The organism is Streptomyces sp. RG80 (assembly GCF_040446465.1).
GTDB lineage: Bacteria > Actinomycetota > Actinomycetes > Streptomycetales > Streptomycetaceae > Streptomyces.
This window is the reverse complement of sequence record NZ_JBEAAJ010000001.1, coordinates 776,212-802,021: the sequence shown is the minus strand read 5'-3', so window position 1 is coordinate 802,021 and position 25,810 is coordinate 776,212. Positions and strand designations below refer to the sequence as shown.

General features: G+C 70.9%; 26 protein-coding genes and 1 pseudogene. 16 read left to right on the top strand and 11 right to left on the bottom strand.

The annotated features are described in order from the left end of the window. Window positions 1-25 precede the first annotated feature (25 nt). The 4 genes from ABKA17_RS03730 to ABKA17_RS03715 are packed head-to-tail and all read left to right on the top strand — an operon-like array spanning window position 26 to window position 3,814. Complete coding sequence (locus tag ABKA17_RS03730) at window positions 26-394, top strand: SH3 domain-containing protein (protein WP_353690354.1); 369 nt, start codon at window positions 26-28, stop codon at window positions 392-394. Window positions 395-446: 52 nt separating this feature from the next. Further along, entirely contained in the window at window positions 447-1,808 is a 1,362-nt protein-coding gene (locus tag ABKA17_RS03725) for an FtsW/RodA/SpoVE family cell cycle protein (RefSeq protein ID WP_353690353.1), read from the top strand. Next, window positions 1,805-3,262 (top strand): penicillin-binding transpeptidase domain-containing protein, encoded by a 1,458-nt coding sequence (locus ABKA17_RS03720; RefSeq protein ID WP_353690352.1) that lies wholly within the window; start codon window positions 1,805-1,807, stop codon window positions 3,260-3,262. Before ABKA17_RS03725 ends, ABKA17_RS03720 begins: the two co-directional genes overlap by 4 nt. A 45-nt stretch (window positions 3,263-3,307) precedes the next feature. Continuing rightward, entirely contained in the window at window positions 3,308-3,814 is a 507-nt protein-coding gene (locus tag ABKA17_RS03715; protein ID WP_353690351.1) for a DUF3291 domain-containing protein, read from the top strand. Here the strand turns inward: ABKA17_RS03715 and ABKA17_RS03710 are convergent. Continuing rightward, window positions 3,811-4,707, bottom strand: coding sequence for an ADP-ribosylglycohydrolase family protein (locus ABKA17_RS03710; protein WP_353690350.1), 897 nt, complete (start codon window positions 4,705-4,707; stop codon window positions 3,811-3,813). The genes ABKA17_RS03715 and ABKA17_RS03710 overlap by 4 nt on opposite strands. After that, window positions 4,704-5,810 (bottom strand): ferritin-like domain-containing protein, encoded by a 1,107-nt coding sequence (locus ABKA17_RS03705; protein WP_353690349.1) that lies wholly within the window; start codon window positions 5,808-5,810, stop codon window positions 4,704-4,706. The genes ABKA17_RS03710 and ABKA17_RS03705 overlap by 4 nt, the downstream gene beginning before the upstream one ends. 89 nt (window positions 5,811-5,899) lie before the next feature. Between ABKA17_RS03705 and ABKA17_RS03700 the strand changes: the two genes are divergently transcribed. The 4 genes from ABKA17_RS03700 to ABKA17_RS03685 all read left to right on the top strand — a co-directional run bounded on the left by ABKA17_RS03700 (window position 5,900) and on the right by ABKA17_RS03685 (window position 9,172). Further along, window positions 5,900-6,838, top strand: a complete 939-nt coding sequence (locus ABKA17_RS03700) for an AurF N-oxygenase family protein (RefSeq protein ID WP_353690348.1) — start codon at window positions 5,900-5,902, stop codon at window positions 6,836-6,838. 172 nt (window positions 6,839-7,010) lie between these two features. After that, the gene (locus tag ABKA17_RS03695; RefSeq protein WP_353690347.1) at window positions 7,011-7,658 is read left to right on the top strand and encodes a TetR/AcrR family transcriptional regulator; all 648 of its coding nucleotides are present in this window, start codon (window positions 7,011-7,013) and stop codon (window positions 7,656-7,658) included. 10 nt (window positions 7,659-7,668) lie between these two features. Further along, window positions 7,669-7,980, top strand: coding sequence for a DUF8847 domain-containing protein (locus ABKA17_RS03690; protein WP_353690346.1), 312 nt, complete (start codon window positions 7,669-7,671; stop codon window positions 7,978-7,980). A gap of 103 nt (window positions 7,981-8,083) precedes the next feature. Next, window positions 8,084-9,172: a C40 family peptidase gene (locus ABKA17_RS03685; protein WP_353690345.1), complete on the top strand. Its 1,089-nt coding sequence runs from the start codon at window positions 8,084-8,086 to the stop codon at window positions 9,170-9,172. Window positions 9,173-9,174: 2 nt separating this feature from the next. Here the strand turns inward: ABKA17_RS03685 and ABKA17_RS03680 are convergent, their stop codons facing one another. From ABKA17_RS03680 to ABKA17_RS03655, 6 genes are all read right to left on the bottom strand, one after another. Then, the gene (locus tag ABKA17_RS03680) at window positions 9,175-9,708 is read right to left on the bottom strand and encodes a hypothetical protein (RefSeq protein WP_353690344.1); all 534 of its coding nucleotides are present in this window, start codon (window positions 9,706-9,708) and stop codon (window positions 9,175-9,177) included. A 72-nt stretch (window positions 9,709-9,780) separates the two neighbouring features. Further along, a complete protein-coding gene (locus ABKA17_RS03675) occupies window positions 9,781-11,034 on the bottom strand; it encodes a styrene monooxygenase/indole monooxygenase family protein (protein WP_353690343.1) in 1,254 nt (417 codons plus the stop codon). 26 nt (window positions 11,035-11,060) lie between these two features. Beyond that, window positions 11,061-11,705, bottom strand: a complete 645-nt coding sequence (locus ABKA17_RS03670; protein WP_353690342.1) for a GTP-binding protein — start codon at window positions 11,703-11,705, stop codon at window positions 11,061-11,063. Then, window positions 11,686-12,093, bottom strand: coding sequence for a DUF742 domain-containing protein (locus ABKA17_RS03665; protein ID WP_353690341.1), 408 nt, complete (start codon window positions 12,091-12,093; stop codon window positions 11,686-11,688). Before ABKA17_RS03665 ends, ABKA17_RS03670 begins: the two co-directional genes overlap by 20 nt. Next, window positions 12,090-12,590, bottom strand: a complete 501-nt coding sequence (locus ABKA17_RS03660; protein WP_353690340.1) for a roadblock/LC7 domain-containing protein — start codon at window positions 12,588-12,590, stop codon at window positions 12,090-12,092. The genes ABKA17_RS03665 and ABKA17_RS03660 overlap by 4 nt, the downstream gene beginning before the upstream one ends. Further along, the gene (locus ABKA17_RS03655; RefSeq protein WP_353690339.1) at window positions 12,587-15,289 is read right to left on the bottom strand and encodes a sensor histidine kinase; all 2,703 of its coding nucleotides are present in this window, start codon (window positions 15,287-15,289) and stop codon (window positions 12,587-12,589) included. Before ABKA17_RS03655 ends, ABKA17_RS03660 begins: the two co-directional genes overlap by 4 nt. A 369-nt stretch (window positions 15,290-15,658) precedes the next feature. On the opposite strand from ABKA17_RS03655, the gene ABKA17_RS03650 reads away from it, so the two are divergent. Next, window positions 15,659-16,447, top strand: coding sequence for a hypothetical protein (locus tag ABKA17_RS03650; protein ID WP_353690338.1), 789 nt, complete (start codon window positions 15,659-15,661; stop codon window positions 16,445-16,447). 51 nt (window positions 16,448-16,498) lie between these two features. Here ABKA17_RS03650 and ABKA17_RS03645 read toward each other — a convergent pair whose 3' ends face one another. Then, window positions 16,499-16,993, bottom strand: a complete 495-nt coding sequence (locus ABKA17_RS03645; RefSeq protein ID WP_502994116.1) for a MarR family winged helix-turn-helix transcriptional regulator — start codon at window positions 16,991-16,993, stop codon at window positions 16,499-16,501. 231 nt (window positions 16,994-17,224) lie between these two features. Here ABKA17_RS03645 and ABKA17_RS03640 point away from each other — a divergent pair, with 231 nt between their 5' ends. Then, window positions 17,225-18,064, top strand: a complete 840-nt coding sequence (locus ABKA17_RS03640; protein WP_353690337.1) for a lysozyme — start codon at window positions 17,225-17,227, stop codon at window positions 18,062-18,064. A gap of 73 nt (window positions 18,065-18,137) precedes the next feature. Here the strand turns inward: ABKA17_RS03640 and lon are convergent, their stop codons facing one another. Beyond that, on the bottom strand, window positions 18,138-20,552 hold the full coding sequence (lon, locus tag ABKA17_RS03635; RefSeq protein ID WP_353690336.1) for an endopeptidase La: 2,415 nt from the start codon (window positions 20,550-20,552) through the stop codon (window positions 18,138-18,140). Window positions 20,553-20,721: 169 nt separating this feature from the next. On the opposite strand from lon, the gene ABKA17_RS03630 reads away from it, so the two are divergent. The 3 genes and pseudogenes from ABKA17_RS03630 to ABKA17_RS03620 all read left to right on the top strand — a co-directional run. Continuing rightward, a complete protein-coding gene (locus tag ABKA17_RS03630) occupies window positions 20,722-21,393 on the top strand; it encodes a GNAT family N-acetyltransferase (RefSeq protein WP_353690335.1) in 672 nt (223 codons plus the stop codon). Between the two features lie 225 nt (window positions 21,394-21,618). Then, the gene (locus ABKA17_RS03625) at window positions 21,619-21,846 is read left to right on the top strand and encodes a hypothetical protein (RefSeq protein ID WP_353690334.1); all 228 of its coding nucleotides are present in this window, start codon (window positions 21,619-21,621) and stop codon (window positions 21,844-21,846) included. Window positions 21,847-21,858: 12 nt separating this feature from the next. Beyond that, window positions 21,859-22,047: pseudogene (locus tag ABKA17_RS03620) on the top strand (sulfatase-like hydrolase/transferase); the annotation flags it as partial. A 74-nt stretch (window positions 22,048-22,121) separates the two neighbouring features. Here the strand turns inward: ABKA17_RS03620 and ABKA17_RS03615 are convergent. Further along, the gene (locus ABKA17_RS03615; protein ID WP_353690333.1) at window positions 22,122-22,946 is read right to left on the bottom strand and encodes a rhomboid-like protein; all 825 of its coding nucleotides are present in this window, start codon (window positions 22,944-22,946) and stop codon (window positions 22,122-22,124) included. A gap of 177 nt (window positions 22,947-23,123) precedes the next feature. On the opposite strand from ABKA17_RS03615, the gene ABKA17_RS03610 reads away from it, so the two are divergent. The 3 genes from ABKA17_RS03610 to ABKA17_RS03600 all read left to right on the top strand — a co-directional run bounded on the left by ABKA17_RS03610 (window position 23,124) and on the right by ABKA17_RS03600 (window position 25,779). Then, window positions 23,124-23,801 (top strand): spermidine synthase family protein, encoded by a 678-nt coding sequence (locus tag ABKA17_RS03610; RefSeq protein ID WP_353690332.1) that lies wholly within the window; start codon window positions 23,124-23,126, stop codon window positions 23,799-23,801. Between the two features lie 134 nt (window positions 23,802-23,935). Further along, on the top strand, window positions 23,936-24,676 hold the full coding sequence (locus ABKA17_RS03605) for a response regulator transcription factor (protein WP_353690331.1): 741 nt from the start codon (window positions 23,936-23,938) through the stop codon (window positions 24,674-24,676). Beyond that, window positions 24,673-25,779, top strand: coding sequence for a HAMP domain-containing sensor histidine kinase (locus tag ABKA17_RS03600; protein ID WP_353690330.1), 1,107 nt, complete (start codon window positions 24,673-24,675; stop codon window positions 25,777-25,779). The genes ABKA17_RS03605 and ABKA17_RS03600 overlap by 4 nt, the downstream gene beginning before the upstream one ends. Window positions 25,780-25,810: the final 31 nt, after the last annotated feature.

The window sequence follows — 25,810 nt, the reverse complement described above, 5'->3', positions numbered from 1 at the left end:
CGCCCCATACGTGGAGGTCTCCCCCATGTCCCTGCGTTCCCGTCTCTCCATAACCGTGGCCGCCGGCGCCCTGCTCGCCGCAGCCGCCGCCACTCCCGCCGTCGCGAACGACGACTGGGACGACCAGCGCGGCGACTGGGGTCACCACCAGCAGCACCCGCGCCTGTACAAGGGCGTGGTCACGGCGAGCACGCTGAATCTGCGCAGTGCGCCGAACCGCGGGTCACAGATCATCCGGACCGCCCACAAGGGCGAGATCGTGTCGATCTTCTGCAAGACCGGCGGCCAGACCATCGGGGGCAACCCCCTCTGGTACCTCCTCACGGACGGCACCTGGGCCTGGGGGGCGGCCCGGTACATCGACAACATCGGGGCCGCGCCACGCTGGTGCTGATGTCACCGGCACAGAGGTAAGACAACCTGCCCCATTTGGGTAAGTTCCGGACATGACCAAGGCCGGAACCACCGTGGCTCAAGCGGATCGCCCCGCTCCCGCTGTGCGCCTCCCCCGGCGCCGTGGCATCGAACTCGCCCTCATCGTCCTCGCCGTCCTGCTCTCCGTGTACGGCTACTGCGACGTGGGCCTCGCCACCCACGGCACCGTCCCGCCCGGCGCCGCCGGTTACGGCGCCGGGCTCGGCGTGCTCGCGCTGGTCGCGCATCTCGCGGTCCGCTACCGGGCGCCGTACGCCGATCCGCTGCTGCTGCCGATCGGCGTCCTGCTCAACGGGCTCGGCCTGGTCCTGATCTACCGCCTCGACCTGGAGACGCCCGGCGACCGGGCGGCCCCCACCCAACTCGTGTGGTCCACGGTCGGCGTGGCCCTGTTCATCGTGACCGTGCTGCTGCTGCGCGACTACCGCGTCCTTCACCGGTACGCCTACGTCTGTGTGGCCGCCGCCCTCGTCCTGCTCACCCTGCCGATCTTCTTCCCCTCCGTGAACGGTGCCCGGATCTGGATCCGGATCGCCGGATTCTCCATCCAGCCGGGCGAGTTCGCGAAGGTGCTCCTCGCGGTGTTCTTCGCCGCCTACCTCGCGGCCAACCGCAACGCGCTCGCCTACGCCGGCCGCCGGGTGTGGCGGCTCCAGCTGCCGACCGGCCGCGTCCTCGGCCCGATCGTCGCGATCTGGCTGCTGAGCGTCTGCGTACTGGTCCTGGAGCGCGACCTCGGGACCTCGCTGCTGTTCTTCGGACTCTTCGTGATCCTGCTCTACGTCGCCACCGGGCGCACCGGCTGGATCGCCGTGGGCCTGCTGCTGGCCTCCCTCGGCGCGGTCGCCGTCGGCTGGCTGGAGCCGCATGTGCACAGCAGGGTGGAGGACTGGCTGCATCCGTTCGCGTCGATCGAGGCCGGACAGGGCCCCAACCAGCTCGCGCAGTCGCTCTTCGCCTTCGCCGCCGGCGGCATGCTCGGCACCGGGCTCGGGCTCGGGCACTCGATCCTCATCGGGTTCGCGGCCAAGTCGGACTTCATCCTGGCGACGGCGGGCGAGGAGCTGGGGCTCGCCGGACTGTCGGCGATCTTCCTGCTCTACGCCCTGCTGGTGGAGCGCGGGATCCGGGCCGGCCTGTCCCTGCGCGACCCCTTCGGGCGGCTGCTCGCCGTGGGACTGGCCTCGATCGTGGCGCTCCAGGTCTTCGTCATCGCGGGCGGAGTGACCGGGCTGATCCCGCTGACCGGGATGGCGATGCCGTTCCTGGCCCAGGGCGGTTCCTCGGTCGTCACCAACTGGGCGATCGTGGCCCTGCTGATCCGGGTGAGCGACTCGGCCCGCAGCCAGTACGACGGGGAGGTCGCCCCGTGACCCGGTACATCCGCCACGCCGCCTGCTTCTGCGCCCTGCTGCTCGTGGCGCTGCTCGTCAACGCCACCCGCGTCCAGGTCTTCGAGGCCCGCTCCTACGACGACAACCCCGCCAACCGCCGTTCCTCCATCGCCCGTTACGGCCAGCCGCGCGGCGACATCCTGGTCGGCGGCAGGTCGGTCACCGGCTCGCAGGACACCGACGGGCGGCTGCGCTACGAACGGACGTATCCGAAGGGCCCGTTGTACGCGCCCGTCACCGGGTTCGCCTCGCAGATCTACGGCACGACGTTCCTGGAGCACACCGAGGACGGCATCCTGTCCGGGAGCGACCCGATGCTCTCGGCGTTCCCGCTGTGGAACGACTTCGTCCGGGCCCGCAGCCCCGGCGGGAACGTGGTCACGACCCTCGACAAGGACGCCCAGGAGGCCGCCTACGCGGGGCTCGCGGGCCGGAAGGGCGCGGTGGCGGCCGTCGAGCCGTCGAGCGGCCGGATCCTGGCCCTGGTGTCGAGTCCGTCGTACGACCCCGGGGTGCTGTCCGGGAACGACGTGTCCGTGAAGCGGTCCTGGGCGGGGCTGAACGAGGACCCGGACAAGCCGATGCTCAACCGGGCGATCCGGCAGACCTATCCGCCGGGTTCGACGTTCAAGGTGGTCACCGCGGCGGCCGCGCTGGACGCGGGGGTGGTGACGGACGTGGACGAGCCGACCGACTCGCCGGACCCGTACACCCTGCCCGGGACGTCGACCTCGCTGGTGAACGAGGCGACGGGGTGCGAGGACGCCTCGGTGCGGGCGGCCTTCGAGTGGTCGTGCAACACGGTGTTCGCCAAGCTGGGTGTGCGGGTCGGCGTGACGGACATGGCGGCCACGGCGGCGGGGTTCGGCTTCAACGACCAGGGGCTGGGCATCCCGTTCTCGGTCGCCGAGAGCACCTTCGACGTCTCCGTCGACAAGGCGCAGCTCGCGCTGTCCTCGATCGGGCAGTACAACACCCGGGCCACACCGCTCCAGATGGCGATGGTGTCGGCGGCTGTCGCGAACGGGGGTCAGGTGCGCCCGCCGTATCTGGTGGAGCGTACGACCCGCTCGGGCGGCGCCACGGTGGCGACGTCCGGCGGTCGGCCGGTGCGGCAGGCGATGCACCCGGCGACCGCGGTGCGTCTGAAGGAGCTGATGGAGGGCGTGGTGCGGGAGGGCACCGGCACCAACGCCGCGATCCGCGGCGCGACCGTCGGCGGCAAGACCGGCACCGCCCAGCACGGGATCGGCAACTCCGGTACGCCGTACGCCTGGTTCATCTCCTGGGCGCAGGGCGAGCGTGACATGGAGCCGAGGGTCGCGGTCGCGGTGGTGGTGGAGGACGCGGCGGCGGACCGGGGGGAGATCAGCGGCGGCGGGGACGCGGCGCCGATCGCGCGGGCGGTGATGGAGGCGGTTCTCAACTCCTGAGACGGGTCTACCGAGACGCCCAACTCCCGACCTACCGTTCGGTACATGACGTCAGCCGCAGCGTACGAACTCGCCCAGGTCAACATCTCACGTCTCAAGTTCCCTTTGGATTCACCGGAGTTGAAGGACTTCGTCGACGCGCTCGATCCGGTCAACGCCTCCGCGGAGGCCGCCGACGGTTATGTCTGGCGGCTTCAGTCCGAGGGGGGCGACGCGACCGACATCAAGGTCTTCGGCGACGACTGGCTGATCATCAACCTGACGGTGTGGCGCGACCCGAACGCCCTGACCGCGTTCATGTACCAGGGACAGCACCGCGAACTGCTCTCCCGCCGCCGGGAGTGGTTCGAGAAGGTCGCGGAGGCGATGACGGCCCTGTGGTGGGTGCCGGTCGGCCACCGTCCGACGGTCGCCGAGGCCGAGTCCCGCCTGCTGCATCTGCGCGCCAACGGCCCCACGCCGTACGCCTTCACCCTGCGTACGTCCTTCCCGGCCCAGGGCGCCGAGCCGGTGTCGTTCGCGGTGCCGGAGGACCTGGGCTGCTCGGTCTAGGACGGCGCGCCCGGGACGGCCTCCCGGCGCCGCAGCCACCCCGCCGGCACCGCAGCCACACCCGTGCGGGCGGCGACGATGCCGCCCGTGATGGCGCAGGTGGTGTCGACGTCGCCGAAGCCCTCGGCGGTGGTCCACAGTGCGGAGACGAGGTCGTCGGGGTGACGGGCGGCGGACCAGACGGCGAACGGCACGGTGTCGTCGGCGCGGATCCGCTGCCCGTTGCCCAGCAGGTCGGCGGCCTTCCACGGCTCGGTGGCGAAGGGGACCTCGGCGGCGCGCAGCAGCCCTTCCCGTACCGCGCTCTTCGGAGTCAGCGCGGCCACCGCGGCCGGTGTCAGTTCCCGCTGCGCGGACAGGGCCGCCGCGACGGCCACCGCGACCGCGCCCGCGATGCCCTCGGGGTGGGCGTGGGTGACCTCGGCCGACAGCGTGGCCTGCTCGACGACCCGGGACACGTCGGTGTGGAACCACGCGCCCAACGGTGCCACCCGCATCGCGGCGCCGTTGCCGAGGCTGCCCTCGCCGCCGAAGAGCTCGCGGGCGAACTCGGGCCAGCGGGAGGGTTCCTGGAGCAGCCGGGGCAGCAACTCGTGCATGCCGTGGCCGTATCCGCGGGCCGGGTCGACGTCGTAGGCCAGCGCGAAGGCCTGGGCCAGCTCGGTCTGCCGTATCTCCCCGAACTGGTCGAGCACCCGGACGACGCCGAGCGCCATGGCGGTGTCGTCGGTCCAGTGCCAGTCGGCCTCCTGCGGCATCCGCCGGGCGCGGACCTCGTCGTAGGCCTGCCGGGGCTCGCGGAAGAGCGGGAACCAGCGCTCGCCGAACGCGTCCCCGAGGGCGAGGCCCTCAAGGCTGCGGCGGGCGGCGACACGGTCCGCGGTGATGGTCACTCGGTGGCTCCCAGCTCGATCGACTGCCGCACCTCCGCGACCCGCTCATGCTCCTCCGCCGCGAACCGCTCCGCATCCAGTTTCTCGGCGATCTCCTCGTCCTGGGCCATCAGCAGATCGAGATTGGAGTCCCCCATCTCGAAGACACCCATGTCGACGTACGCCTGCTGGAGCCGCTTGCCCCACAGCCCGATGTCCTTGACGCACGGCACGATCCGCGAGAACAGCAACTGGCGGAACAGCGCGAGGAATTCGGACTGCTCGCTGAACTCCTCGGCCTCCGCGGTCGGTATCCCGAAGTTCTCCAGCACCTCCACGCCCCGGAGCCGGTCCCGCATCAGATAGCAGCCCTCGATGACGAACTCCTCGCGCTCGCGGAGTTCGGCGTCGCCGAGCTGCTTGTAGTAGTCCCGCAGCGCCATCCGTCCGAAGGCCACGTGCCGGGCCTCGTCCTGCATGACGTAGGCCAGGATCTGCTTGGGCAGCGGCTTGTCGGTGGTGTCGCGGATCATCCCGAAGGCGGCGAGGGCGAGTCCCTCGATGAGGACCTGCATACCGAGGTAGGGCATGTCCCAGCGGCTGTCCCGGAGCGTGTCGCCCAGCAGGGACTGGAGGTTGTCGTTGATCGGGTAGAGCATCCCGATCTTCTCGTGCAGGAAGCGTCCGTAGATCTCCGCGTGCCGGGCCTCGTCCATCACCTGGGTCGCGGAGTAGAGCTTGGCGTCCAGGTCGGGCACGGACTCCACGATCCGCGCGGCGCAGACCATGGCGCCCTGCTCACCGTGCAGGAACTGGCTGAACTGCCAGGAGGCGTAGTGCTTGCGCAGCTCTCCCTTGTCCCGGTCGGTCATCTTGGCCCAGTACTTGGTGCCGTACAGGGACATGGCCTCGTCGGGGGTGCCGAGCGGGTCGTCGGGGTCGACCTCCAGCTCCCACTCGATGCGCTTCTGCCCGTCCCACTGCTTGTCCTTGCCCTTCTGGTAGAGGGCGAGCAGACGCTCCCGTCCGTCGTCGTACTCCCAGCTGAAGCGCGCCGCGCCGGTCGCCGGCACCTGCCAGTGGGGGTCTCCCGGATCTGTGGCGTACAGGTCGAAAGTCGGCATGTCCCGCAGGCTCACACGTGGTAGACGCCGGGTCAACAAGTTGCGCGAGAGGGATTGACGGGCTTGCTGACAAGCAGTCTCATAACACCATGACGACGCTGACGGACGCCGACGCGCTCGCGGGACTGCGTGATGCGCTCGGCCTGCTCAAGGACCGGGAGCAGGTGGCCCAGCGGCTGCTGGACTCCTCCGCGAAGCACTCCTTCGACCCCGACAAGGAGCTGGACTGGAACGCGCCCTTCGAGGAGGGCAAGTGGTTCTGGCCGCCCGAGCTGGTGTCGCTGTACGACACCCCGATGTGGCGGCGGATGAGCGAGGAGCAGCGGATCCTGCTGTCCCAGCACGAGGCGGCGGCCCTGGCCTCCCTCGGCATCTGGTTCGAGCTCATCCTCATGCAGCTGCTCGTACGGCACATCTACGACAAGGCGGCGACGAGCGCGCACGTCCGCTACGCGCTGACCGAGATCGAGGACGAGTGCCGGCACTCCAAGATGTTCGCCCGGCTGATCTCCCACGGGGACACTCCGTGGTACCCGGTGAGCCGGACGCACCAGAATCTGGGGCGCCTCTTCAAGACGATCTCGACGACTCCCGGATCCTTCACCGCGACGCTGCTCGGCGAGGAGGTCCTCGACTGGATGCAGCGGCTCACGTTCCCGGACGAGCGGGTCCAGCCGCTGATCCGGGGCGTGACCCGGATCCACGTGGTCGAGGAGGCCCGCCATGTGCGCTACGCCCGTGAGGAGCTGCGGCGCCAGATGGTGACGGCGCCGCGCTGGTCGCAGGAGTTCACGCGGGTCACCTCCGGTGAGTTCGCGCGGGTGTTCTCGGTGGCGTTCGTGAATCCCGAGGTCTACACGAACGTGGGGCTGGACCGGCGGGAGGCGATGGCCCAGGTGAAGGCGAGCGGGCATCGGCGGGAGGTCATGCAGACGGGGGCGAAGAAGCTGACGGACTTCTTGGACGACATCGGTGTGCTGCGGGGTGTCGGGCGGCGGTTGTGGAGGGCTTCGGGGTTGCTGGCCTGATATTTGTCCGCGGGCGAGTGGGGGCTGGTCGCGCCCACGCGGCGGAGCCGCAAATCGATACAGCCCCGCGCCCCTAAAGGGGCGCGTCCGCTGGACCCACCTGTTTTTCAGGGGCGCGGGGAACTGCGCGACCAGCCACGACGCGCCCGCAGCCGCCCATTACGCTGCACCCATGACCCCTGCCGCGCCCGCCTACCGCCGTCTCAGCGTCGAGGAGCGACGCAGTCAGCTCCTCGAAGCCGCACTGACCCTCTTCGCGCACCGTGCGCCCGAGGACGTGTCCCTCGACGACGTGGCCGAGGCGGCCGGGGTCTCCCGCCCCCTGGTGTACCGGTACTTCCCCGGCGGCAAGCAGCAGCTGTACGAGGCCGCTCTCAGGTCCGCCGCAGACGAGCTGGAGCAGTGCTTCGACGAGCCCCGCGAAGGACCGCTGCTCACCCGCCTCTCCCGGGCCCTGGACCGCTACCTCGCCTTCGTCGACCAGCACGACGCCGGTTTCAGCGCGCTCCTCCAGGGCGGGAGCGTGGTGGAGACGTCCCGTACGACGGCGATCGTGGACGGGGTGAGGCGGGCCGCGGCGGAGCACATCCTCAGCCACCTCGGAGCCACCGAGCCGGGACCCCGGCTGCGGATGACCGTGCGGATGTGGATCACGGCGGTGGAGGCGGCCTCCCTCATCTGGCTCGACGAGGACAAGCAGCCCCCGCTCGACGAACTGCGGGACTGGCTGGTGGAGCAGTTCGTCGCCGTGCTGTCGGTGACCGCCCGGCGCGACCCCCAGACGGCCACGCTGGCGCAGGCCCTCGCGGCGGATGTCTGACACTGGTCCGGTGAAGAGCGAAGACACCCCCTTCGAGGGCGGCCCGATGGACGGCCGCGTCCTCCCCGTCCTCCTGGGCCCCACCGGGCACCCGCCCAAGCAGTACCGCATCCCGGTCCCCGCCCCGGACGGCGGCCCGCCCACCGTGCTGGTCTACAAGCGCGTCCCGCGAGGCCAGAGCAAACGTCTCGGGCTCCAGCAGGGCTGGAAGTACGAGTACGACCCCGAGGGCCGGCCGAGCCGCGTGCGCTGGCCGTGGTCGAAGCCGGACGCCGGGCCGGACGCCACGCCGGGCGGCAAGCGGGAGGACACCGACGGGTGACGTGATTGCGCCGGACCGCCCACACCCGGCGCGCGCGTGCCGCCGACCCGTCCCATGCTCGCCGTGCGGAACAGAGGGGCTGTCCCGCACCGGAGGTGATGACGTGTCAGGAAGGCTGCTGCGTCTGGTGTGTACGGCGGCGCTGGCGGCCGGCGCGGTCCTCGCACCCGTGCCCGCGACCGCCGTACCGGAGCCGGACGACCGCGAACGCACCGTCGCCGAACTGCTGACGGACCTTCAGCGCCTGTACCGGGAGGCCGAGCAGGCCACCGAGACGTACAACGCGACCGAGGAAAAGCTGCGGAAGCAGCAGGCCGAGGTACGGCGCCTCGACACCGCGCTCGCCCGCGCCCGGCTCTCCCTCCACGACAGCAGGGGCGCGGCCGGCCGGCTGGCCCGCCAGCAGTACCAGAACAGCACCGACATCTCGCCGTACGTCCGTCTGCTGCTGGCCCGCGATCCGCAGCGCGCGCTCGACCAGGGCCATGTCATCGGCCAGTTGGCGCGGGAGCGGGCCGAGACGGTGGGCCGGCTGACCGGCAGCGAGAGGAAGGCGGACGGGCTGGCACGCGAGGCGCGCGAGGCCCTCGACAAGCGGCTCGGCCTCGCGGCCCGGCAGAAGAAGGACCGGGACGGCGTACGCGAGAAACTGCACGCGGTCGAGGAACTGCTCGCCTCCCTGACCCCGGAACAGCTCGACGCGGTCTCCGAGTTGGAGCGCACCGACATCGCACGGGCCCAGCAGGACCTGGTCGCCTCGGGCGCCCTGAGCAGCGACGAGGACGAACCCACCCGGGAGGCCGACCGGGCGCTGCGCTACGCCGTGCAGCAGCTGGGCAAGCCGTACAAGTGGGGCGCCGAGGGGCCCGAGTCGTACGACTGCTCGGGGCTGACGTCGGAAGCCTGGGGCCACGCGGGCCGGGTGATCCCCCGCACCAGCCAGGAACAGTGGGCCCGGTTGCCGAGAATCCCCCTGCGGGACCTGCGCCCCGGAGACCTGGTGATCTACTTCCCCGACGCGACCCACGTCGCCCTGTACCTGGGCGAGGGCAAGATCGTCCAGGCCCCGAGAACAGGCGAGGACGTCAAGGTCTCCCCCCTCGCCTCGAACCCGATCCTCGGAGCGGTACGACCCGACCTACGGCCCGAGCCACACCGTCCGGCAGAGAGGGACCACGGCGCGGCCGAATGACGTCAACTTCCCGCGGGGGAAGTACGGGCGTCCGACAAGCGGTACTGACCCACCTCCGGGTCGGCGGGACCGTCCATTCCGAGGTCTCTGCGCATGGCTTCTCGGAGCTGGGCGTTGTCCCGCCAGAGTTCGGCGCGACAGGCTCGATAGGAGTCGCCTCGGATGTTCGGCTCCTCTATGAGCCGGTCGCGCATCGACGTCAAGGCGTCGCAGGCGGACTCGGCGAGGTGGATGATGTCGGCCGAGGCGGTGAGTGACAGGCTCTGTCTCAGGCGCCAGATGCCGGCGCTGTCGAGGGCCTGATGCAGCTCGCCGTAGAGGGCGTCGCCGGACGGGCGGTCGGTCCGCAGAACGATGCCTCGCATGTCGGAGTGGCCGCGACTCAGAGCCATCAGGAACTCCGAGTACACGGCCCTGCGCGTCTGCGCCGCCTCGCGCTCCTGGTCACGGTGCCAGCGGAGCCGCTCGGCGACCAACGCGGCCCCTACACCCACCACGGCTCCCGCCAGAGTGCTCAGCGAAGATATCCAGTCCACCGGTAGGTGCTACCCACACGTCCGATATCCGCTAACGCCGCGGGCGTCGCCAGTGGGCGCGGCGCCAGCCCGTCACGCCTCGGAGAACGAGGACAGGTAGGCCGCGGTCCGGTCCGGCTCGTAGAAGAAGTTCTCGAAGTCGGAGGGGTCGTTGAAGGCGTTGGCGAACCGATTCGCCACTGGCTGTAGCTGGCCTGCGGCGCCGATGAGGTTGAGGATGTGCTCCGGCGGAGGCGCGAGCATCGCGTTGGTCCACTTGGTGACGTGCTGAGCCGTGTCCCAGTAGCGGTCGAACGTGCCCTGCATCCACTCCTCGTCGAACTCCTTCTCGCCGCGCTCGAGGATCGAGTCGAGGTAGGAGGCGGCGCACTTGGCGGCGGAGTTGGAGCCCTGCCCGGTGATCGGGTCGTTGGCGACGACGACGTCGGCGACGCCCAGGACCAGACCGCCGCCCGGGAGGCGACCGATCGGGTTGCGCACCGTCGGGGCGTAGCGGCCGGCCAACGTGCCACCGGCGTCGGTGAGTTCGACCTGCGTGGCCCGCGAGTACTCCCACGGCGTGAACGTCTCCATGAGTTCCAGGGTCAGGGAGAGGTGCTCGGCCGGGTCCTTGACGCCCTTGAAGACGTCGAGCGGGCCGCCGGGTATGCCCTCCCAGAACAGGATGTCCGCGCGGCCGGAGGTGGTGAGCGTCGGCATGATGAACAACTCGCCGACCCCGGGCACGAGGTTGCAGCGGACCGCGTCGTACTCGGGGTGCTCGGGGCGCGGGCCGAGACCGTGCACGTAGGAGACGGCGAGGGCGCGCTGCGGTTCGCTGTACGGGGAGCGCTCCGCGTCCCGGCCGAACATCGAGACCAGCTCGCCCTTGCCCGCCGACACCAGCACCAGGTCGTACGTACGGGAGAAGTAGTCGAGGTCGGAGACCGCCGCGCCGTGGATGACGAGCTGACCGCCGCGCTGGGCGAAGGTCTCCATCCAGCCGGCCATCTTCACTCGCTGGTCGACCGACTGCGCGTACCCGTCGAGCTTGCCCACCCAGTCGATGGCACGGGCCGCGTGACCCTCGGCCCAGGAGCCGGGGGCCGCGACCGAGACGCCGAGTCCTTCGATCTTCGGGGCCTGGGACTCCCAGAAGTTCAGCTGGAGATCGCGCTCGTGCTGCAGTGCCGTGTGGAACATGCACTGCGTCGACATGACCCGGCCGGAGCGGATCTCGTCCGCCGTCCGGTTCGACATCAGGGTGACCTCGTACCCGTTCGACTGGAGTCCGAGGGCGAGCTGGAGACCGGACTGGCCGGCTCCGACGACGAGTATCTTCCGCATACGGGGCTGTTCTCCTACTCGGGGATCTACTCGGGTGTTTCGTCCAGCGCGTGCCCGACCAGGGACAGCAGGGTCTCGATCACCGAGATCCGGCGCCGCGCGTCCATGATCATGACAGGTATGTGCGCGGGGACGGTCAATGCCTCCCGCACGTCGTCCGGGTCGAACAGCTCACTGTCGTCGAAGTGGTTGACCGCGACGACGTACGGCAGTCCGCAGCTCTCGAAGTAGTCGAGCGCGGGGAAGCAGTCCTTCAGACGGCGGGTGTCGGCCAGTACGACCGCGCCGATCGCGCCGCGTACCAGGTCGTCCCACATGAACCAGAACCGCTGCTGGCCGGGCGTGCCGAACAGATAGAGGACCAGGTCGTCGTCGAGCGTGAGACGGCCGAAGTCCATGGCCACGGTGGTGGTGAGCTTGCCCGGGGTGGCGGTGAGGTCGTCGGTCTCCTCGCTCGCCTCGGTCATCAGCGCCTCGGTCTGCAGGGGCGTGATCTCCGAGACGGCCGATACGAGCGTGGTCTTGCCCACGCCGAAGCCGCCGGCCACGACTATCTTCGTCGCGATCGGGGCCCGGGTGCGGTCCGTCTGCCAGGACCTGAGGTTGTCGTCGGCTTCGATGTCGACGAGCGGGGCGACGCCGCGAGCGGCGTCAGAGACGACGGAGTCCACTCAGCACCCTTTCGAGCAGAGCGCGGTCCGGGCGGCCGGTGCCGTGACCGGTGCCGGTGCCGTACACACGGATCTTTCCCTGGTCCGCGAGGTCGCTCAGGAGCACGCGGACCACGCCGAGCGGCATCTTCAGCAGCGCGGCGATCTCGGCCACCGTGCGCATCCGGCGGCAGAGTTCGACGATGGCCCGCATCTCCGGCATGACCCGGGTGTTGAGGGAACCATTCGTCAGTTCCTTGCGCTCCTCGGGTGCCTCCAGAGCCGCGACGAACGTCTCCACGAGGAGGACGTGGCCGAAGCGGGTGCGGCCGCCGGTGAGCGAGTAGGGGCGGACGCGGGCGGGCTTGCGGTCGCCGCCGCGTACGGGAAGGTTCGGGCGCTCGGTCATCGCGTGCCCCCGGCGGTCTCGGACTCCAGTGACTGCCGTAGCTCACTGCGGAGTTCGGGGGTCAGGACGTGGCCGGCCCGGCCGACGAACAACGCCATGTGGTACGCCACGACGCTCATGTCGCAGTCCGCGGAGCCGTGGACGCCGAGCAGCGAGCCGTCGCTGATCGACATCACGAACAGGCTGCCCTCGTCCATCGCGACCATCGTGTGCTTCACCCCGCCGAACTCCATGAGCCTGGCGGCGCCGATGGTGAGGCTGCCGATGCCGGAGACGATCGTGGCGAGGTCCGCGGAGGAGCCGCGGGGGCCTTTCGGGGTGGCGCGGGTCTGACGGGCCTCGTCGTTCTGGCCGGGGTCGGAGGAGAGCAGGAGCAGGCCGTCGGAGGAGACGACCGCGACTGACTGGATGCCCGGCACCTCCTCGACCAGGTTCGTCAGCAACCAATGCAGGTTGCGGGCTTCACTGCTCAGTCCGAAGGTACTGGGCGCGGTCAACTGCTTGCCTCCTCGGGAGTGCCCCCCGTGGCTTCTTCGGCTGGTGCGGGTGTCCTCGTCTGACCCGTCTGTTCGGCGATCTCGGTCTCCACGTCGCGGTAGCCCGCCTCCGCCCCCCGGCGGAAGCCGCCGAGCCTCCGGCGGAGGGCTTCGGCATCCACGGATGCGGTGCGCTGACGCGGTGCGGTCTCGGTTGCGGTGATCTTCGGGGTGCGCTTGGGGAGGCCCTTCGCGGTGAGCTGGTCCTCGTCCGGGGTGCGCGTGTGTTCCGTCTCGGCTTCGCCTTCGACGGAGTCGTTCCCACCGGCGCCGCTCGTGCCGCTCTCGTCGTCGGGTGCGGATGGCCCCTGTGGGGGTTCCCCGCCGTCGGCGACCGCGGGTTCGGGGGCGGGTTCCGGAGTCTCCGTCACCGGTACCAGCAGCTCCATCGTCGTCTCCGCGGGAGACTCCTCCCGCTTGCGTACCGCCTCCTCCGCGAGAGCCACCAGGGCGTCCCCGGCCGTGGAGCGGCTCGGCAGGACGTTGGAGTTGGCCTCCGCGTCGGCGCCCGGGAAGGTGAAGGTGGGGGCGGTGCCGGAGAGCGGGGTGGCGGACGGGACCGCCGCGGACGGGGCCGGGGCCAGCAGGGTCTTCGGCAGGACGACCACCGCCGCGATGCCACCCTGCTTCTGCTCGCGGAGCTGGACGCGGACGCCGTGCCGGTGGGCGAGACGGGCGACGACGTACAGGCCGAGGCCGAGCCCCTCCTCGCCCTCCTGGTCGTAGGGGGAGTCCGGGTCGAAGTCGGCGAGGCGGGAGTTGAAGCGGGTCAGCCGCTCGTCGGTCACGCCGATGCCCTCGTCCTGGACGGAGAGCATGACCTCGCCGCTTTCGAGGAGCCAGCCGGAGACCTCGACGGGCATGTCCGGCGGGGAGAACGACGTGGCGTTCTCCATCAGTTCGGCCAGGAGGTGGGAGAGGTCGTCGGCCGCGAAGCCCGCGACGTGCGCGTGCGGGGGCAGGGCGGCGATCCGGACCCGCTCGTACCGCTCGATCTCGCTCACCGCGGCCCGTACGACGTCCACCAGCGGGACCGGTCCGGCGTGCTGCTGGACGTGTTCGGTGCCGGCGAGGACCAGGAGGTTCTCGCTGTGGCGGCGCATGACCGTGGCGAAGTGGTCCAGCTTGAAGAGGGTGGCGAGCCGGTCGGGGTCCTGTTCGCGCTCCTCCAGGCCCTCGATGACGGCCAGTTGGCGTTCGACCAGGCCGAGGGTGCGCAGGGCGAGGTTGACGAAGGTGCCGCCGATGCTCTCCCGCAGTCGGCCCAACTGGGCGGCGGACTCGGCGAGTTCGGCCCGCAGCTCCTCGCGGGCGTCGGCCATCTTCTGGCGCTGCCCGACCAGGTGCTTGCGGTCGGACTCCAGGGTGCCGACGCGTTCCTGGACCGCGACGGCGTGCGCGTGCAGGGCGTTGACGGAGCGGACGACCTGGGCGAACTCGTCGTTGCGGCCGGTGAACCTGACCGGCTCCTCCGCGGTGAGCTCCTCGGCCTGCGCGAGCCGGGCGGAGCCGCGGCGCAGGACCGAGAGCGGCCGGGTCAGGGTGCGGGCCATGGCGGTGGCGACACCGACGGCGAGCAGCATGAGGGCGCCGAGGATCGCGACCCGCAGCTCCAGCGCGGTGACGTCGTCGTCGCGGAGCTGGGCGAGGTCCTTGGTGCGCTGGTGGTAGAGGGCGGACTCCACACCGCGCATCAGGTCGACGCGGGCGGAGAGGGCGGCGTCGGCCTTCTTGGTGCTGGTGCCGAGTTCGCCGTCGGAGAGCGTGGCCTGGTCGGTGAGCGTGGCGAGGTACTTCTCGGCGGAGTTGACCTCGGGGCCGGTGACCGTGGAGTCGTAGCTGTTCTTCGCCGTGTCGGGGGCCGTGTCGTGGAAGTCCGCGAGGGCGGCGTCGGAGCGCAGCCGGGCCTGCTGGGCGGCGGCGCTGAGGGCGGCGCGCTGCTTGGCGTCCGCCTCCGAGGAGGTGACGACGGTGGAGGCGATCCCGGTGATCGGGTCGGTGACCGTCTGGGTGGTGCGGGGCACGTTGAGGGCCGCGAGGAGCAGTCCGCGGGCGGCGGCGGCCTGCTGTACGGCGGAGTCCAGCTCGGCGAGCGCATGGGCGCCGGAGCCGGCCCGGGGCGGCATCTGCTCTGCCAGCCGCTCGGCGAGGCGGTGCAGTTCGGTGATGGCCGCGGAGTAGGACTGGTGGACTTCGAGGGCGGTGCTCTTGCCGGTGAGCGCGGCGCGGCGCAGGGCGGCGACGCCGTCGAGGTCTTCCCGCAGATCGGCCGGGGTGTCGGTGTCGGCGCGCAGTTCCTCGACCTGGCGGTCGACGCGGGCGCTGCGCTGCTCGGAGGGCGCCTTGGACTTGGTGCGGCCGGCGGAGACGTACGAGGTGACCTCGTCGCGCTCGTCGGCGAGCGAGTGGGCGAGGGCGAGCGCGTCCTGGGTCTGCTCGGCGAGCGTCACGAGGTCCTGGGAGTCGCTGAGTTCCCCGGAGGCGGCGAGCACGGAGGGGGCCCCGGCCGCGGCGATGGCGGCGGCCACGACGGCGACGGCGACGATCAGCCGGTTGCGTACATGGGTGGGGCGGCCCTTGCCGGCGGCGGAACCGTCGGCGGTGGTGGGATCGGCGGGGGCCGTCTGCTTGCTCGTACGACGAGGCCGCGTCTTCTGCACCGGTGCTCGCATTCCTGACTCGTGTACCCATGGGCCCGGGTGACGCTCCGTCAACTGGAGTCACACACCGGGTACGTTTCCCGACCCTCCCAGTGCCGCTGGGCAGCGGGCGCGCATCACCCGACCCGCCACCCGAAGGAGTGAACCCCGGACGGGAGTTGGCGAGCAAGTTCCGGTGGCATGGTCAGGGACCTTGCGCGGCCTGCCGGTTGGACGTCGTCGCCGACCGATGGCATTATCCGCCACCACGCCTTCCCGGAGTGAACCAATCCACCCCAAACCAGGCGCCTGACCTGCGCGACTGCGCCCATCCGGCAACCATTGCCAGCCTTTCGCGAACCTTGTGAAGGGCTCGTGCAGACTGGCCGAATGCGTACGGAACTTATCTCGGAGCCCGGCGACCCGGCCCGCCCCGACGAGGACTTCGCGAGTGTCGCCCTTCCGGCCTCCGGACAGGGCGGGGCGCTCGTGGTCCTGGACGGTGTCACGCCACCGGCCGGGGAGACGGGGTGTCTGCATTCCGTCCCCTGGTTCACCGCACGCCTGGGTGGCGCGCTGACCGAACTGACCGTTTCACTCCCCGATGTTCCGCTGCCGGAGACTCTGTCCCGCGCTCTCACACGTACCTCCGAGTCCCACGCGCACACCTGTGACCTTTCTCACCCACGAACACCGCAGGCGACGGTGGTCGTCGCGCGCTGGTCGGCGGAGTCGGTGGAGTACCTGGTCCTGTCGGATTCGGCGCTGCTGGTGGAGTCGCCGTCCGGCGCGGTGACGCCCGTCCTGGACGACCGCCTCTCCCGCCTCCCCCGCTCCGCCCTGGCGACCGACGCCCTGGTCGACTCGACGGTCCGCAACAAGGAGGGCGGCTTCTTCACAGCCGCGGCGGATCCGTCGGTGGCGGCACGCGCGGTGACGGGCGTACTGCCACGGTCCTCCGTACGGTCACTGGTCGCGTTGACGGACGGGGCGACCCGCTGGGTGGAGAAGTTCCGCGAGGGCGACTGGACGGACTGCTTCACCTTCGTACGCAAGGAGGGGGCGGGGGCGCTGGTGGCGCGGGTACGGGAACTGGAGGCCGGGGACGCGGAGTCGCGGGTGTTCCTGGGCCGGAGCAAGACACACGACGACGCGACGGTGGTGTTCGCGGAGCTGTGAGGCGGCGAGGCTCGCGGGGCCGTCAGGCGATGGCTCGCTGGGGCGTGCGGCCTACTTCTCCATCCCCCGGTTCAACTGGTGCAGCAGCCGCGCCAGTTCGCCGACCTCCCCCGCGTCCCAGTCCGCCAGTCGGCCTGCGTAGCGTGCGCGGCGGGCGTCGCGTACGCGGCCCACTCGGGAGCGGCCCTCCGTCGTGAGTTCGACCAGCCAGGCGCGGCCGTCCGCGGGGTCGGGGGCTCGGGTGACGAGGCCGAGGGTCTCCAGGGCGCGGAGCTGGCGGGACATGGTGGCCTTGCCGACGCCGATGTAGGCGGCGAGTTCCGTGGCGCGCTGTTGGCCGCACTCGTCCAGGCGTACCAGGAGGCCGTACGCGGAGGACTCCAGGTCGGGGTGGACCTCGCGGGCCATCTCGCCCTGGTTGGCCCGGGCGCGCCGTAGCAGCACGGTCAACTCCCGTTCCAGTGCCAGGAATTCGGGCTGGTCCACACCGCTCCCGGCCATGCCGGACCCGACTCCGTGTCCGCCGTCGTTGCCCTCTTCGCGCACGTCAGTCCCTGCCTCGGTTTTCCCGGTACTGAAAGTTTCCGCCAAATTGCGCCGTCACCGCAGCTCGGTAAGTATTTCGCAGGGCTAGACCAACGGCAGCAACCGGTCCCTCTTCCCACCCGCTTGTCGACGTGCGTAGCTTCTGGACCAGGCGATGTCTGGCATGCCCACGCCATACACCCCGGCCGGGTGTTCCCCCACCGAGCATCACCAAGCCCTCGGAGGCCCGCCATGCCCGCCCCCAGACCCGGATCACCCCGCCCGCGGCGCCTGCTCCTCGCCGGGGCCCTCATAGCCGTATGCGCGCTGCTGCCTCCGGGCGCGGCGTCGGCCGTCGAGTCGCCCGACGCCGAAGCCACCGCCACACCGGCCCGCGGTACCGCCCACATGGGCATGGGCGTCGTCGCCCACGACGGACAGGGCGGCCTGCCCACCCGCACCCGCGCCGCCCGGACCGAGGGCGTCGACGTGGCCAGCTACCAGGGCAACGTCGCCTGGACGACCCTCCGGAACAGCGGGGTCCGGTGGGCCTACACCAAGGCGAGCGAGGGGACGTACTACACGAACCCCTACTTCTCCCAGCAGTACAGCGGCTCCTACAGCGTCGGCATGATCCGCGGCGCTTACCACTTCGCGACCCCGGACACCACGACCGGCGCAACGCAGGCCAACTATTTCGTCGACCACGGCGGCGGCTGGTCCGCCGACGGCAGGACCCTGCCCGGCACGCTCGACATCGAGTGGAACCCGTACGGCGACTCCTGCTACGGCAAGACCCAGAGCGCGATGGTGAGCTGGATCCGGGACTTCCTGAACCGGTACAAGGCCCGCACCGGCCGCGACGCCGTCATCTACACCTCCACCAGCTGGTGGAGCCAGTGCACCGGCAACTACGCCGGCTTCTCCGCCAACCCGCTGTGGATCGCCCGCTACGCCTCGACCCCGGGGACGCTGCCGGCCGGGTGGAGCACCTACACCATGTGGCAGTACACCTCGTCCGGGCCGACGGTCGGCGACCACGACCGGTTCAACGGGGCCCTCGACCGGGTCGTCGCCCTGGCCAACGGCTGACACTCGGGCGTACGGCGAAGGCCCGGGCCTCCCTCACGAGAACCCGGGCCTTCACCTCATCCGGTGCCGTCCGTCACGCCGCCACCGGAACCTCCGACGCCGCCCCGTTCGTCGCCGGGGACAGCGCCAGCTCCAGCACCTGGCGGACGTCCGTCACGGCGTGGACGTCGAGCTTGTCCAGCACCTCGGCGGGGACGTCGTCCAGGTCGGGCTCGTTGCGCTTGGGGATGATGACGGTCGTGACGCCCGCCCGGTGCGCGGCGAGCAGCTTCTGCTTCACACCGCCGATGGGCAGCACGCGACCCGTCAGCGAGACCTCGCCGGTCATCGCGACGTCGGTCCGCACCAGTCGCCCGCTCAGCAGCGACGCCAGTGCCGTCGTCATCGTGATGCCCGCGCTCGGGCCGTCCTTGGGCACCGCGCCCGCCGGGAAGTGGATGTGCGCGCCCCGGTCCTTCAGGTCGCCCACCGGCAGCTCCAGTTCGGCGCCGTGCGAGCGCAGGAACGACAGGGCGATCTGCGCGCTCTCCTTCATCACGTCCCCGAGCTGCCCGGTCAGCGTCAGGCCCGCCGCACCCGTCTCCGGGTCCGCCAGGGACGCCTCGACGAAGAGCACGTCACCGCCGGCTCCGGTGACCGCGAGGCCGGTCGCCACACCCGGCACCGCGGTGCGGCGCTCCGCCGGGTCCTGGGCGGACTCGGGCACGTGGTGCGGGCGCCCGATCAGGCCGCGCAGTTCCTCGTCCGTGACCGTGAACGGCAGCTTCCGCTCACCCAGTTCGTGCTGGGCCGCGACCTTGCGCAGCAGCCGTGCGATGGACCGCTCCAGGGTGCGGACGCCCGCCTCGCGGGTGTACTCGCCGGCGAGCTTGCGCAGGGCGCTCTCGTCGAGCGTCACCTCGTCCTTGTCGAGGCCGGCCCGCTCCAGCTGGCGCGGGAGCAGGTGATCGCGGGCGATGACGACCTTCTCGTCCTCGGTGTAGCCGTCGAGGCGGACCAGTTCCATACGGTCGAGCAGGGCCTCGGGGATGGCATCCAGGACGTTGGCCGTGGCGAGGAAGACCACGTCCGACAGGTCGAGTTCGACCTCCAGGTAGTGGTCGCGGAAGGTGTGGTTCTGCGCCGGGTCGAGGACCTCCAGGAGGGCCGCCGCCGGGTCGCCCCGGTAGTCGGACCCCACCTTGTCGATCTCGTCGAGCAGGACCACCGGGTTCATCGACCCGGCCTCCTTGATGGCGCGGACGATCCGGCCGGGCAGCGCGCCGACGTACGTACGCCGGTGACCGCGGATCTCCGCCTCGTCCCGCACACCGCCGAGGGCCACGCGGACGAACTTGCGGCCCATGGCGTGCGCGACCGACTCACCCAGCGAGGTCTTGCCGACGCCGGGCGGGCCGACGAGCGCCAGTACGGCACCGCCGCGCCGGCCGCCGACCACGCCGAGCCCCCGCTCGTCGCGCCGCTTGCGCACCGCCAGGTACTCGGTGATCCGCTCCTTCACGTCCTCCAGGCCGGCGTGCTCGGCGTCCAGGACCGCCTTGGCGCCCTGGATGTCGTACGCGTCCTCGGTGCGCTCGGTCCACGGGAGTTCGAGCACGGTGTCCAGCCAGGTCCGTATCCACGACCCCTCGGGCGACTGGTCGCTGGACCGCTCCAGCTTGTCGACCTCCTTGAGCGCGGCCTCGCGCACCTTCTCCGGCAGGTCGGCGGCCTCCACCCGCGCGCGGTAGTCGTCGGACTCCTCGCCGTCCTGTTCGCCGTTGAGTTCGCGCAGTTCCTTGCGTACGGCCTCCAGCTGGCGGCGGAGCAGGAACTCGCGCTGCTGCTTGTCGACGCCCTCCTGGACGTCCTTGGCGATGGTCTCGGCGACGTCCTGCTCGGCGAGGTGGTCGCGGAGCTGCTGGGTGGCGAGCTTGAGGCGGGTGACCGGGTCGGCGGTCTCGAGCAGCTCGACCTTCTGGTCGGTGCTCAGGAAGGGCGAGTACCCGGAGTTGTCGGCGAGCGCGGAGACGTCGTCGATGGCCTGGACCCGGTCCACGACCTGCCAGGCGCCGCGCTTGCGCAGCCAGGCGGTGGCGAGGGCCTTGTACTCCTTGACCAGTTCGGTGACATGGCCCGGCAGCGGCTCGGGCACGGTCTCGTCGACACGGGTGCCCTCGACCCAGAGGGCGGCACCCGGTCCGGTCGTCCCGGCACCGATCTTCACCCGGCCCCGGCCGCGGATCAGGGCGCCCGGGTCGCCGTCGGCCAGCCGGCCGACCTGCTCGACGGTGCCGAGCACACCGGTGCCCGGGTAGGTGCCGTCGATGCGTGGCACGAGCAGCACCCTGGGCTTCCCCGGCTCCGACCGGGCGGCGGCCTGGGCGGCCTCCACCGCGGCGCGTACGTCGGGGTCGTTCAGGTCGAGCGGGACCACCATTCCGGGCAGCACGACCTCGTCGTCGAGCGGCAGCACAGGCAGAGTGAGCGGTGTGGACGTCGAAGCCATGATCTCCCCTTCGGCATTCAAGTTGAGCTATGCCGACTCAATGCACGTGAGCCTCCGAATGTTCCCCAAGGGGCGTTCGCTGTGAGCGATCACCTCTGCCGGGACTCGTGACGCTGCTGATGTAGTAACCATCAACAGCTTTCACTTGTTACCAGCGAAGGGCCTCGGCATGGACCGGATCGTGCGGGCGTGGGTGGACGGGTGGGTCGTCTCGCGCGGGGCGGCCCCGCCGGTGGTCGAGCCGTGGGGTTGCACGATCGACATGGGGATGGACGGCCATGTCGCCCGGCACGTGCTGGGCGCGACCGGGGACGATGTCGAGGAGACGGTCGTCCGCAAGGTGGCCGGGGCGGTCACGGGTGCCGGGGTGTGGCTCAAGGTGTTCCGGGATCCGGCCGTGGTCGGCGACTGGCTGGGCGAGGGCTGGTGGATCGATCCGGAGCCCGGCTGCCTGATGACGCTCCCTCTGACGACACTGCCCACGACGACACCCGCCGACGAACCGCCGGTCCCGGACGGCTACCGCCGGCGCACCTGGTCCCGCGGCGGCCTCGTCCGCACGATGATCGCCGCCCCCGACGGCTCCTGGGCGGCCCGCGGCCAGCTCGCCCCGACCGGTGCGACGGCGGTCGTCGACCAGGTCGCCACGTCCCCGGCCCACCAACGCAAGGGGCTCGGCACCCTCGTCATGCACACACTCCAGCGAGCCGCGACGGAACAGGGCGCCGAGACCTGCGTACTGGCGGGCACACCGGCCGGGAAGGGCCTGTACGAGTCACTGGGCTGGACGGTGTCGGCTCCGCTGACCAGCGCGAGGTTCACGGGGCACGGGACGCCGTAGAGAAACGGTCGTCTCCGCTTGCACATACTTGCTGTGGATGCCGTTGCGGAGACCGTTCGGGACGGTGGAGCAGCGCGGGCCCGGGCGGCGCGCGCTGATCACGGGGGCGACGGTTCCGGTTCGTCGCCAGGGTCGGCGACTCCGGCGCGGGCGGCGAGGCCCCCGCTGCGAACGAGGTACGTATGGCCGCCCCTGAGGCGAGCCATGTCCCGAGCCGCACCGCCTGTGGCTGGTCCTCACCGACGACCAGCCGAAGGAGACGGGCTGGGCGCTGCCGCCGACCCTCGACTGATTCGGCGGCGACGGCACGACCTTCGCGCGCACGCCATCACCACCGTCGTCAAGAACCACGCCCTCGACTTCATCGACCGGTCCCGCACCGACGGCCGCCCCTGGTTCGCGTACGTCGCCACGCGCTCCGCGCACGAGGTGAACGCCCCGGAGCGGAAGTAGGCCCACGCGCGCGTGCCCGAGTGGCGGGGCCGGCTGGACAACACCCTCGTGCTGTTCACCAGCGACCATGGTCTGCGCTGGGGCCACCACGGCCGGCTGCGCAAGTCGGTGCCGTACCGCCCGAGTCTGGAGGTCCCCTTCCACCTCTCCTGGTCGGCCGGCGGCCTCGGCACCGCCCGCACCGACGACCGCCTCACGGGCCACGTCGACATCAGCCGCCCGCACGGCGACGGCCGGGTCCTCTTCCGGGAGTACTACGACCTGCGCGCCGATCCCTACCAGCTCAGGAACCGCCTGGACCGGGGCGGGGTCCTCGCCCAGCGGCGGACCCACGGCCACGTGGCCGTCCCCAAGGTCAGAGCCATCAGGTGCCCCCACTCGGTCATCGGGTCGGTGAAGGCGAGCAGGTCCTGGAGCAGCATGCCGGCGAACAGGGCCAGCAACGGCCAGCGGAGCCAAGGGGAGAGCAGCCCGGCCAGCGCGCCCGTGCCCGCGGCGACGCCGAAGCTGATGCCGTAGTCGAGGCGGTGCAGGGAGCTGTCGGGCAGGTGACCGACCAGGACGGCGAGTCCGACGGGGAGTTCGGTCGCGAGAGTGGCCAGGACATGGCCGAGGAGGAAGACACCGGCCGCGCGCAGTCCGCCGATCCGACGCTCCAGCGCGGTCATGACCAGCAGAAAGCCCAGCACGTACGGCGACACGATGCCGCCCGCTACCCACAGCGCGCTGGCCACCAGGACGAGCACGGGCGTGCGCACGAGGTGGGCCACGTCGGTGCTGGAGCCCTGGAGCAGGGAGTGGACGAGGGTGGGGTCGGCGTACTCGGTGACGAGCGAGGTGACGGCCAGGACAACGGCGTAACCGAAGGTGAACGGCGTCCCGGTGGGGGTGGGGAGCAGACGCCAGGGGCGCAACCGGCGCCGGGGGTCGGCGACTTCAGGGGCTTCAGTGGCTTCGGTGACTTCGGGCGTCTTGTCGGCGACGGGGACGGGTGCCGGTCCGCGCTGGCCCGGTACCGCGTCGAGCAGTCCGGCGACGTCGGGGAAGCAGGCGTCGGCAGGAGCGTGCGGCGCGTCTGCCGACTTCGCGGTCCGTTCCACCGTGAGTCGCTCCTTCCGTTTCGCCCCAGCCTTCGCGCTCACCCACCCCGCTGTCTGTGACCGGCGCCACGCGAACCCCGATTCACAGGCACTTCTCAAGAACCGCCCCTCGGTACCGGGGGCTGAACGTCGGCCGAAATCTCGGTGCACCCCGCACCGGACTGCCAGGATGGGCCGATGCCCATCTCGTACGACATTCCCGAAGTCCTGGACCGTCGCGAGGGCCCGCACGGCGAGGTCGTGCTGCGCCGGCACGGTGAGTTGTTGCAGATCATCGCCAACGGGTGCTTCCTGATGGACACCTCCGACGGCCGCTCGGAGCGGCTGCTGGTGGACGTGGCGCTCGACGCGCTGGACGGGCGGCCCGGGCCGAGCGTGCTGATCGGCGGGCTCGGGGTGGGGTTCTCGCTCACCCATGCCACCGCGGATTCGCGCTGGGGCCGGATCGCCGTCGTGGAGCGGGAACCGGCCATCATCGACTGGCATCGCCACGGCCCGCTGTCCGCATTGTCGGCGGCGGCGCTCGCCGATCCACGCACCGAGATTCTGGAAACGGATCTAGTCACTTATGTGAATGAGACATGGGACACGTATGACGCGCTGTGCCTGGACATCGACAACGGGCCCGACTGGACCGTCACCGAGGGCAACGACGGGCTGTATTCGGCGGCCGGACTCGCCAGCTGCGCAAGGGTGTTGAGGCCCGGCGGGGTGCTCGCGGTGTGGTCGGCGCAGCCTTCTCCGGAATTTGAAGGAACCCTACGGAATGCCGGGTTCCAGCAGGTGCGTACCGAAGAGGTGCCGGTTGCCCGGGGCGTTCCGGACGTCGTGCACGTCGGTGTCCGACCTGGATAGCCGTGGCGTGGTGACTCCCCGTACTCTGCTTCCCTGGCGCAGATCATTCAAGCGTCAATCGCAAGCATGCGCAGGCATAAGCCAGTAAGCGGGATCACCCCACTGATTCCGGAAAGCAACCCTTGGGGCGGGCGATGGAGCAGACACACACCTCCCAGACCGGCACGGCTACGGCCACCCCCGGCGCGCAGCGCCGGGTGCTGGTGGTCGAGGACGACCCGACGATCGTGGAGGCCATCGCGACCCGTCTGCGTGCCGAGGGATTCCTCGTGCAAACCGCGGGCGACGGTCCGGCGGCGGTCGACACGGCCGAGGCCTGGCAGCCCGACCTGCTGATCCTCGACATCATGCTGCCCGGCTTCGACGGTCTGGAGGTCTGCCGCCGCGTGCAGGCCGCCCGGCCGGTGCCGGTGCTGATGCTCACCGCGCGCGACGACGAGACCGACATGCTGGTCGGGCTCGGGGTCGGCGCCGACGACTACATGACCAAGCCGTTCTCGATGCGGGAGCTGGCCGCGCGCGTGCATGTGCTGCTGCGCCGGGTGGAGCGGGCCGCGCTGGCCGCCGCGACGCCCAGAAGCGGCATCCTGCGCCTGGGCGAGCTGGAGATCGACCACGCGCAGCGCCGGGTGCGGGTGCGCAGTGAGGACGTCCACCTCACCCCGACCGAGTTCGACCTCCTGGTGTGCCTGGCGAACACCCCGCGCGCGGTGCTCTCCCGCGAGCAGCTCCTCGCCGAGGTCTGGGACTGGGCGGACGCCTCCGGCACCCGCACGGTCGACAGCCACATCAAGGCGCTGCGCCGGAAGATCGGCGCCGAGCGGATCCGCACGGTGCACGGCGTGGGCTACGCCCTGGAGACGCCGACGCCATGAGCGGCGGCCCGCCCGGACGGAGAGGCCCCTGGGAGCCCTGGGGCGGCGTGCGCCCGTTCTCGATCAAGACCAAGCTGGGGGCGCTCGTCGTCACCTCGGTCCTGATCACCACGGGCCTGTCGATGATCGCGGTGCGCACCAAGACGGAGCTGCGCTTCATCACGGTGTTCTCGATGATCGCCACACTGCTCATTACGCAGTTCGTGGCGCATTCGCTCACGGCCCCGCTGGACGAGATGAACGCGGTCGCCCGCTCGATCTCGCACGGTGACTACACGCGCCGGGTGCGGGAGAACCGCCGGGACGAGCTGGGCGACCTCGCCGAGACGATCAACCGGATGGCCGACGACCTGGAAGCCCAGGAACAGCAGCGCAAGGAGCTCGTGGCAAATGTCTCCCACGAGCTCAGAACCCCCATCGCGGGGCTCAGGGCGGTGCTGGAGAACATCGTGGACGGGGTCTCGCCCGCGGACCCCGAGACGATGCGTACGGCCCTGAAGCAGACGGAGCGGCTCGGCCGGCTGGTCGAGACGCTGCTCGACCTCTCCCGCCTCGACAACGGCGTCGTACCGCTGAAGACGCGCCGTTTCGAGGTGTGGCCGTATCTGTCGGGCGTGCTGAAGGAGGCCAACATGGTCTCCTCGGCGCGCGCGGGCATCGCCTCCGGATCCGGCAGCCACACGCGTACCGACGTGCATCTGCACCTGGACGTGTCCCCGCCGGAGTTGACCGCGCAGGCGGACCCGGAGCGGATCCACCAGGTGGTGGCCAACCTGATCGACAACGCCGTCAAGCACAGCCCGCCGCACGGGCGCGTGACGGTGAAGGCCAGGCGCGGATCCGTGCCGGACTCCCTGGAGCTGGAGGTCCTCGACGAGGGCCCCGGCATTCCGCGCTCCGAGTGGCACCGCGTCTTCGAGCGGTTCAACCGGGGGGCCGTGAACCGGCCGCACGGTCCGGGCAGCGACGGCGGTACCGGGCTCGGCCTGGCGATCGCCCGCTGGGCGGTGGATCTGCACGGCGGCCGGATCGGTGTGGCCGAATCCGAGCGGGGCTGCCGGATTCTTGTCACCCTTCCGGGACTTCCATCTCTGCCAAGTTGACGTAAAGTTCGAACCGGAGCCACAAGATCCA

Coding starts and splice junctions, on each gene's coding strand:
- lon (WP_353690336.1), bottom strand. CDS start 20,552: ATGGCTTCGACGTCCACACCGCTCACTCTGCCTGTGCTGCCGCTCGAC.
- ABKA17_RS03665 (WP_353690341.1), bottom strand. CDS start 12,093: ATGACCGAGCGCCCGAACCTTCCCGTACGCGGCGGCGACCGCAAGCCC.
- ABKA17_RS03650 (WP_353690338.1), top strand. CDS start 15,659: ATGCGTACGGAACTTATCTCGGAGCCCGGCGACCCGGCCCGCCCCGAC.
- ABKA17_RS03725 (WP_353690353.1), top strand. CDS start 447: ATGACCAAGGCCGGAACCACCGTGGCTCAAGCGGATCGCCCCGCTCCC.
- ABKA17_RS03610 (WP_353690332.1), top strand. CDS start 23,124: ATGCCCATCTCGTACGACATTCCCGAAGTCCTGGACCGTCGCGAGGGC.
- ABKA17_RS03675 (WP_353690343.1), bottom strand. CDS start 11,034: ATGCGGAAGATACTCGTCGTCGGAGCCGGCCAGTCCGGTCTCCAGCTC.
- ABKA17_RS03715 (WP_353690351.1), top strand. CDS start 3,308: ATGACGTCAGCCGCAGCGTACGAACTCGCCCAGGTCAACATCTCACGT.
- ABKA17_RS03630 (WP_353690335.1), top strand. CDS start 20,722: ATGGACCGGATCGTGCGGGCGTGGGTGGACGGGTGGGTCGTCTCGCGC.
- ABKA17_RS03600 (WP_353690330.1), top strand. CDS start 24,673: ATGAGCGGCGGCCCGCCCGGACGGAGAGGCCCCTGGGAGCCCTGGGGC.
- ABKA17_RS03705 (WP_353690349.1), bottom strand. CDS start 5,810: ATGCCGACTTTCGACCTGTACGCCACAGATCCGGGAGACCCCCACTGG.
- ABKA17_RS03700 (WP_353690348.1), top strand. CDS start 5,900: ATGACGACGCTGACGGACGCCGACGCGCTCGCGGGACTGCGTGATGCG.
- ABKA17_RS03605 (WP_353690331.1), top strand. CDS start 23,936: ATGGAGCAGACACACACCTCCCAGACCGGCACGGCTACGGCCACCCCC.
- ABKA17_RS03640 (WP_353690337.1), top strand. CDS start 17,225: ATGCCCGCCCCCAGACCCGGATCACCCCGCCCGCGGCGCCTGCTCCTC.
- ABKA17_RS03730 (WP_353690354.1), top strand. CDS start 26: ATGTCCCTGCGTTCCCGTCTCTCCATAACCGTGGCCGCCGGCGCCCTG.
- ABKA17_RS03695 (WP_353690347.1), top strand. CDS start 7,011: ATGACCCCTGCCGCGCCCGCCTACCGCCGTCTCAGCGTCGAGGAGCGA.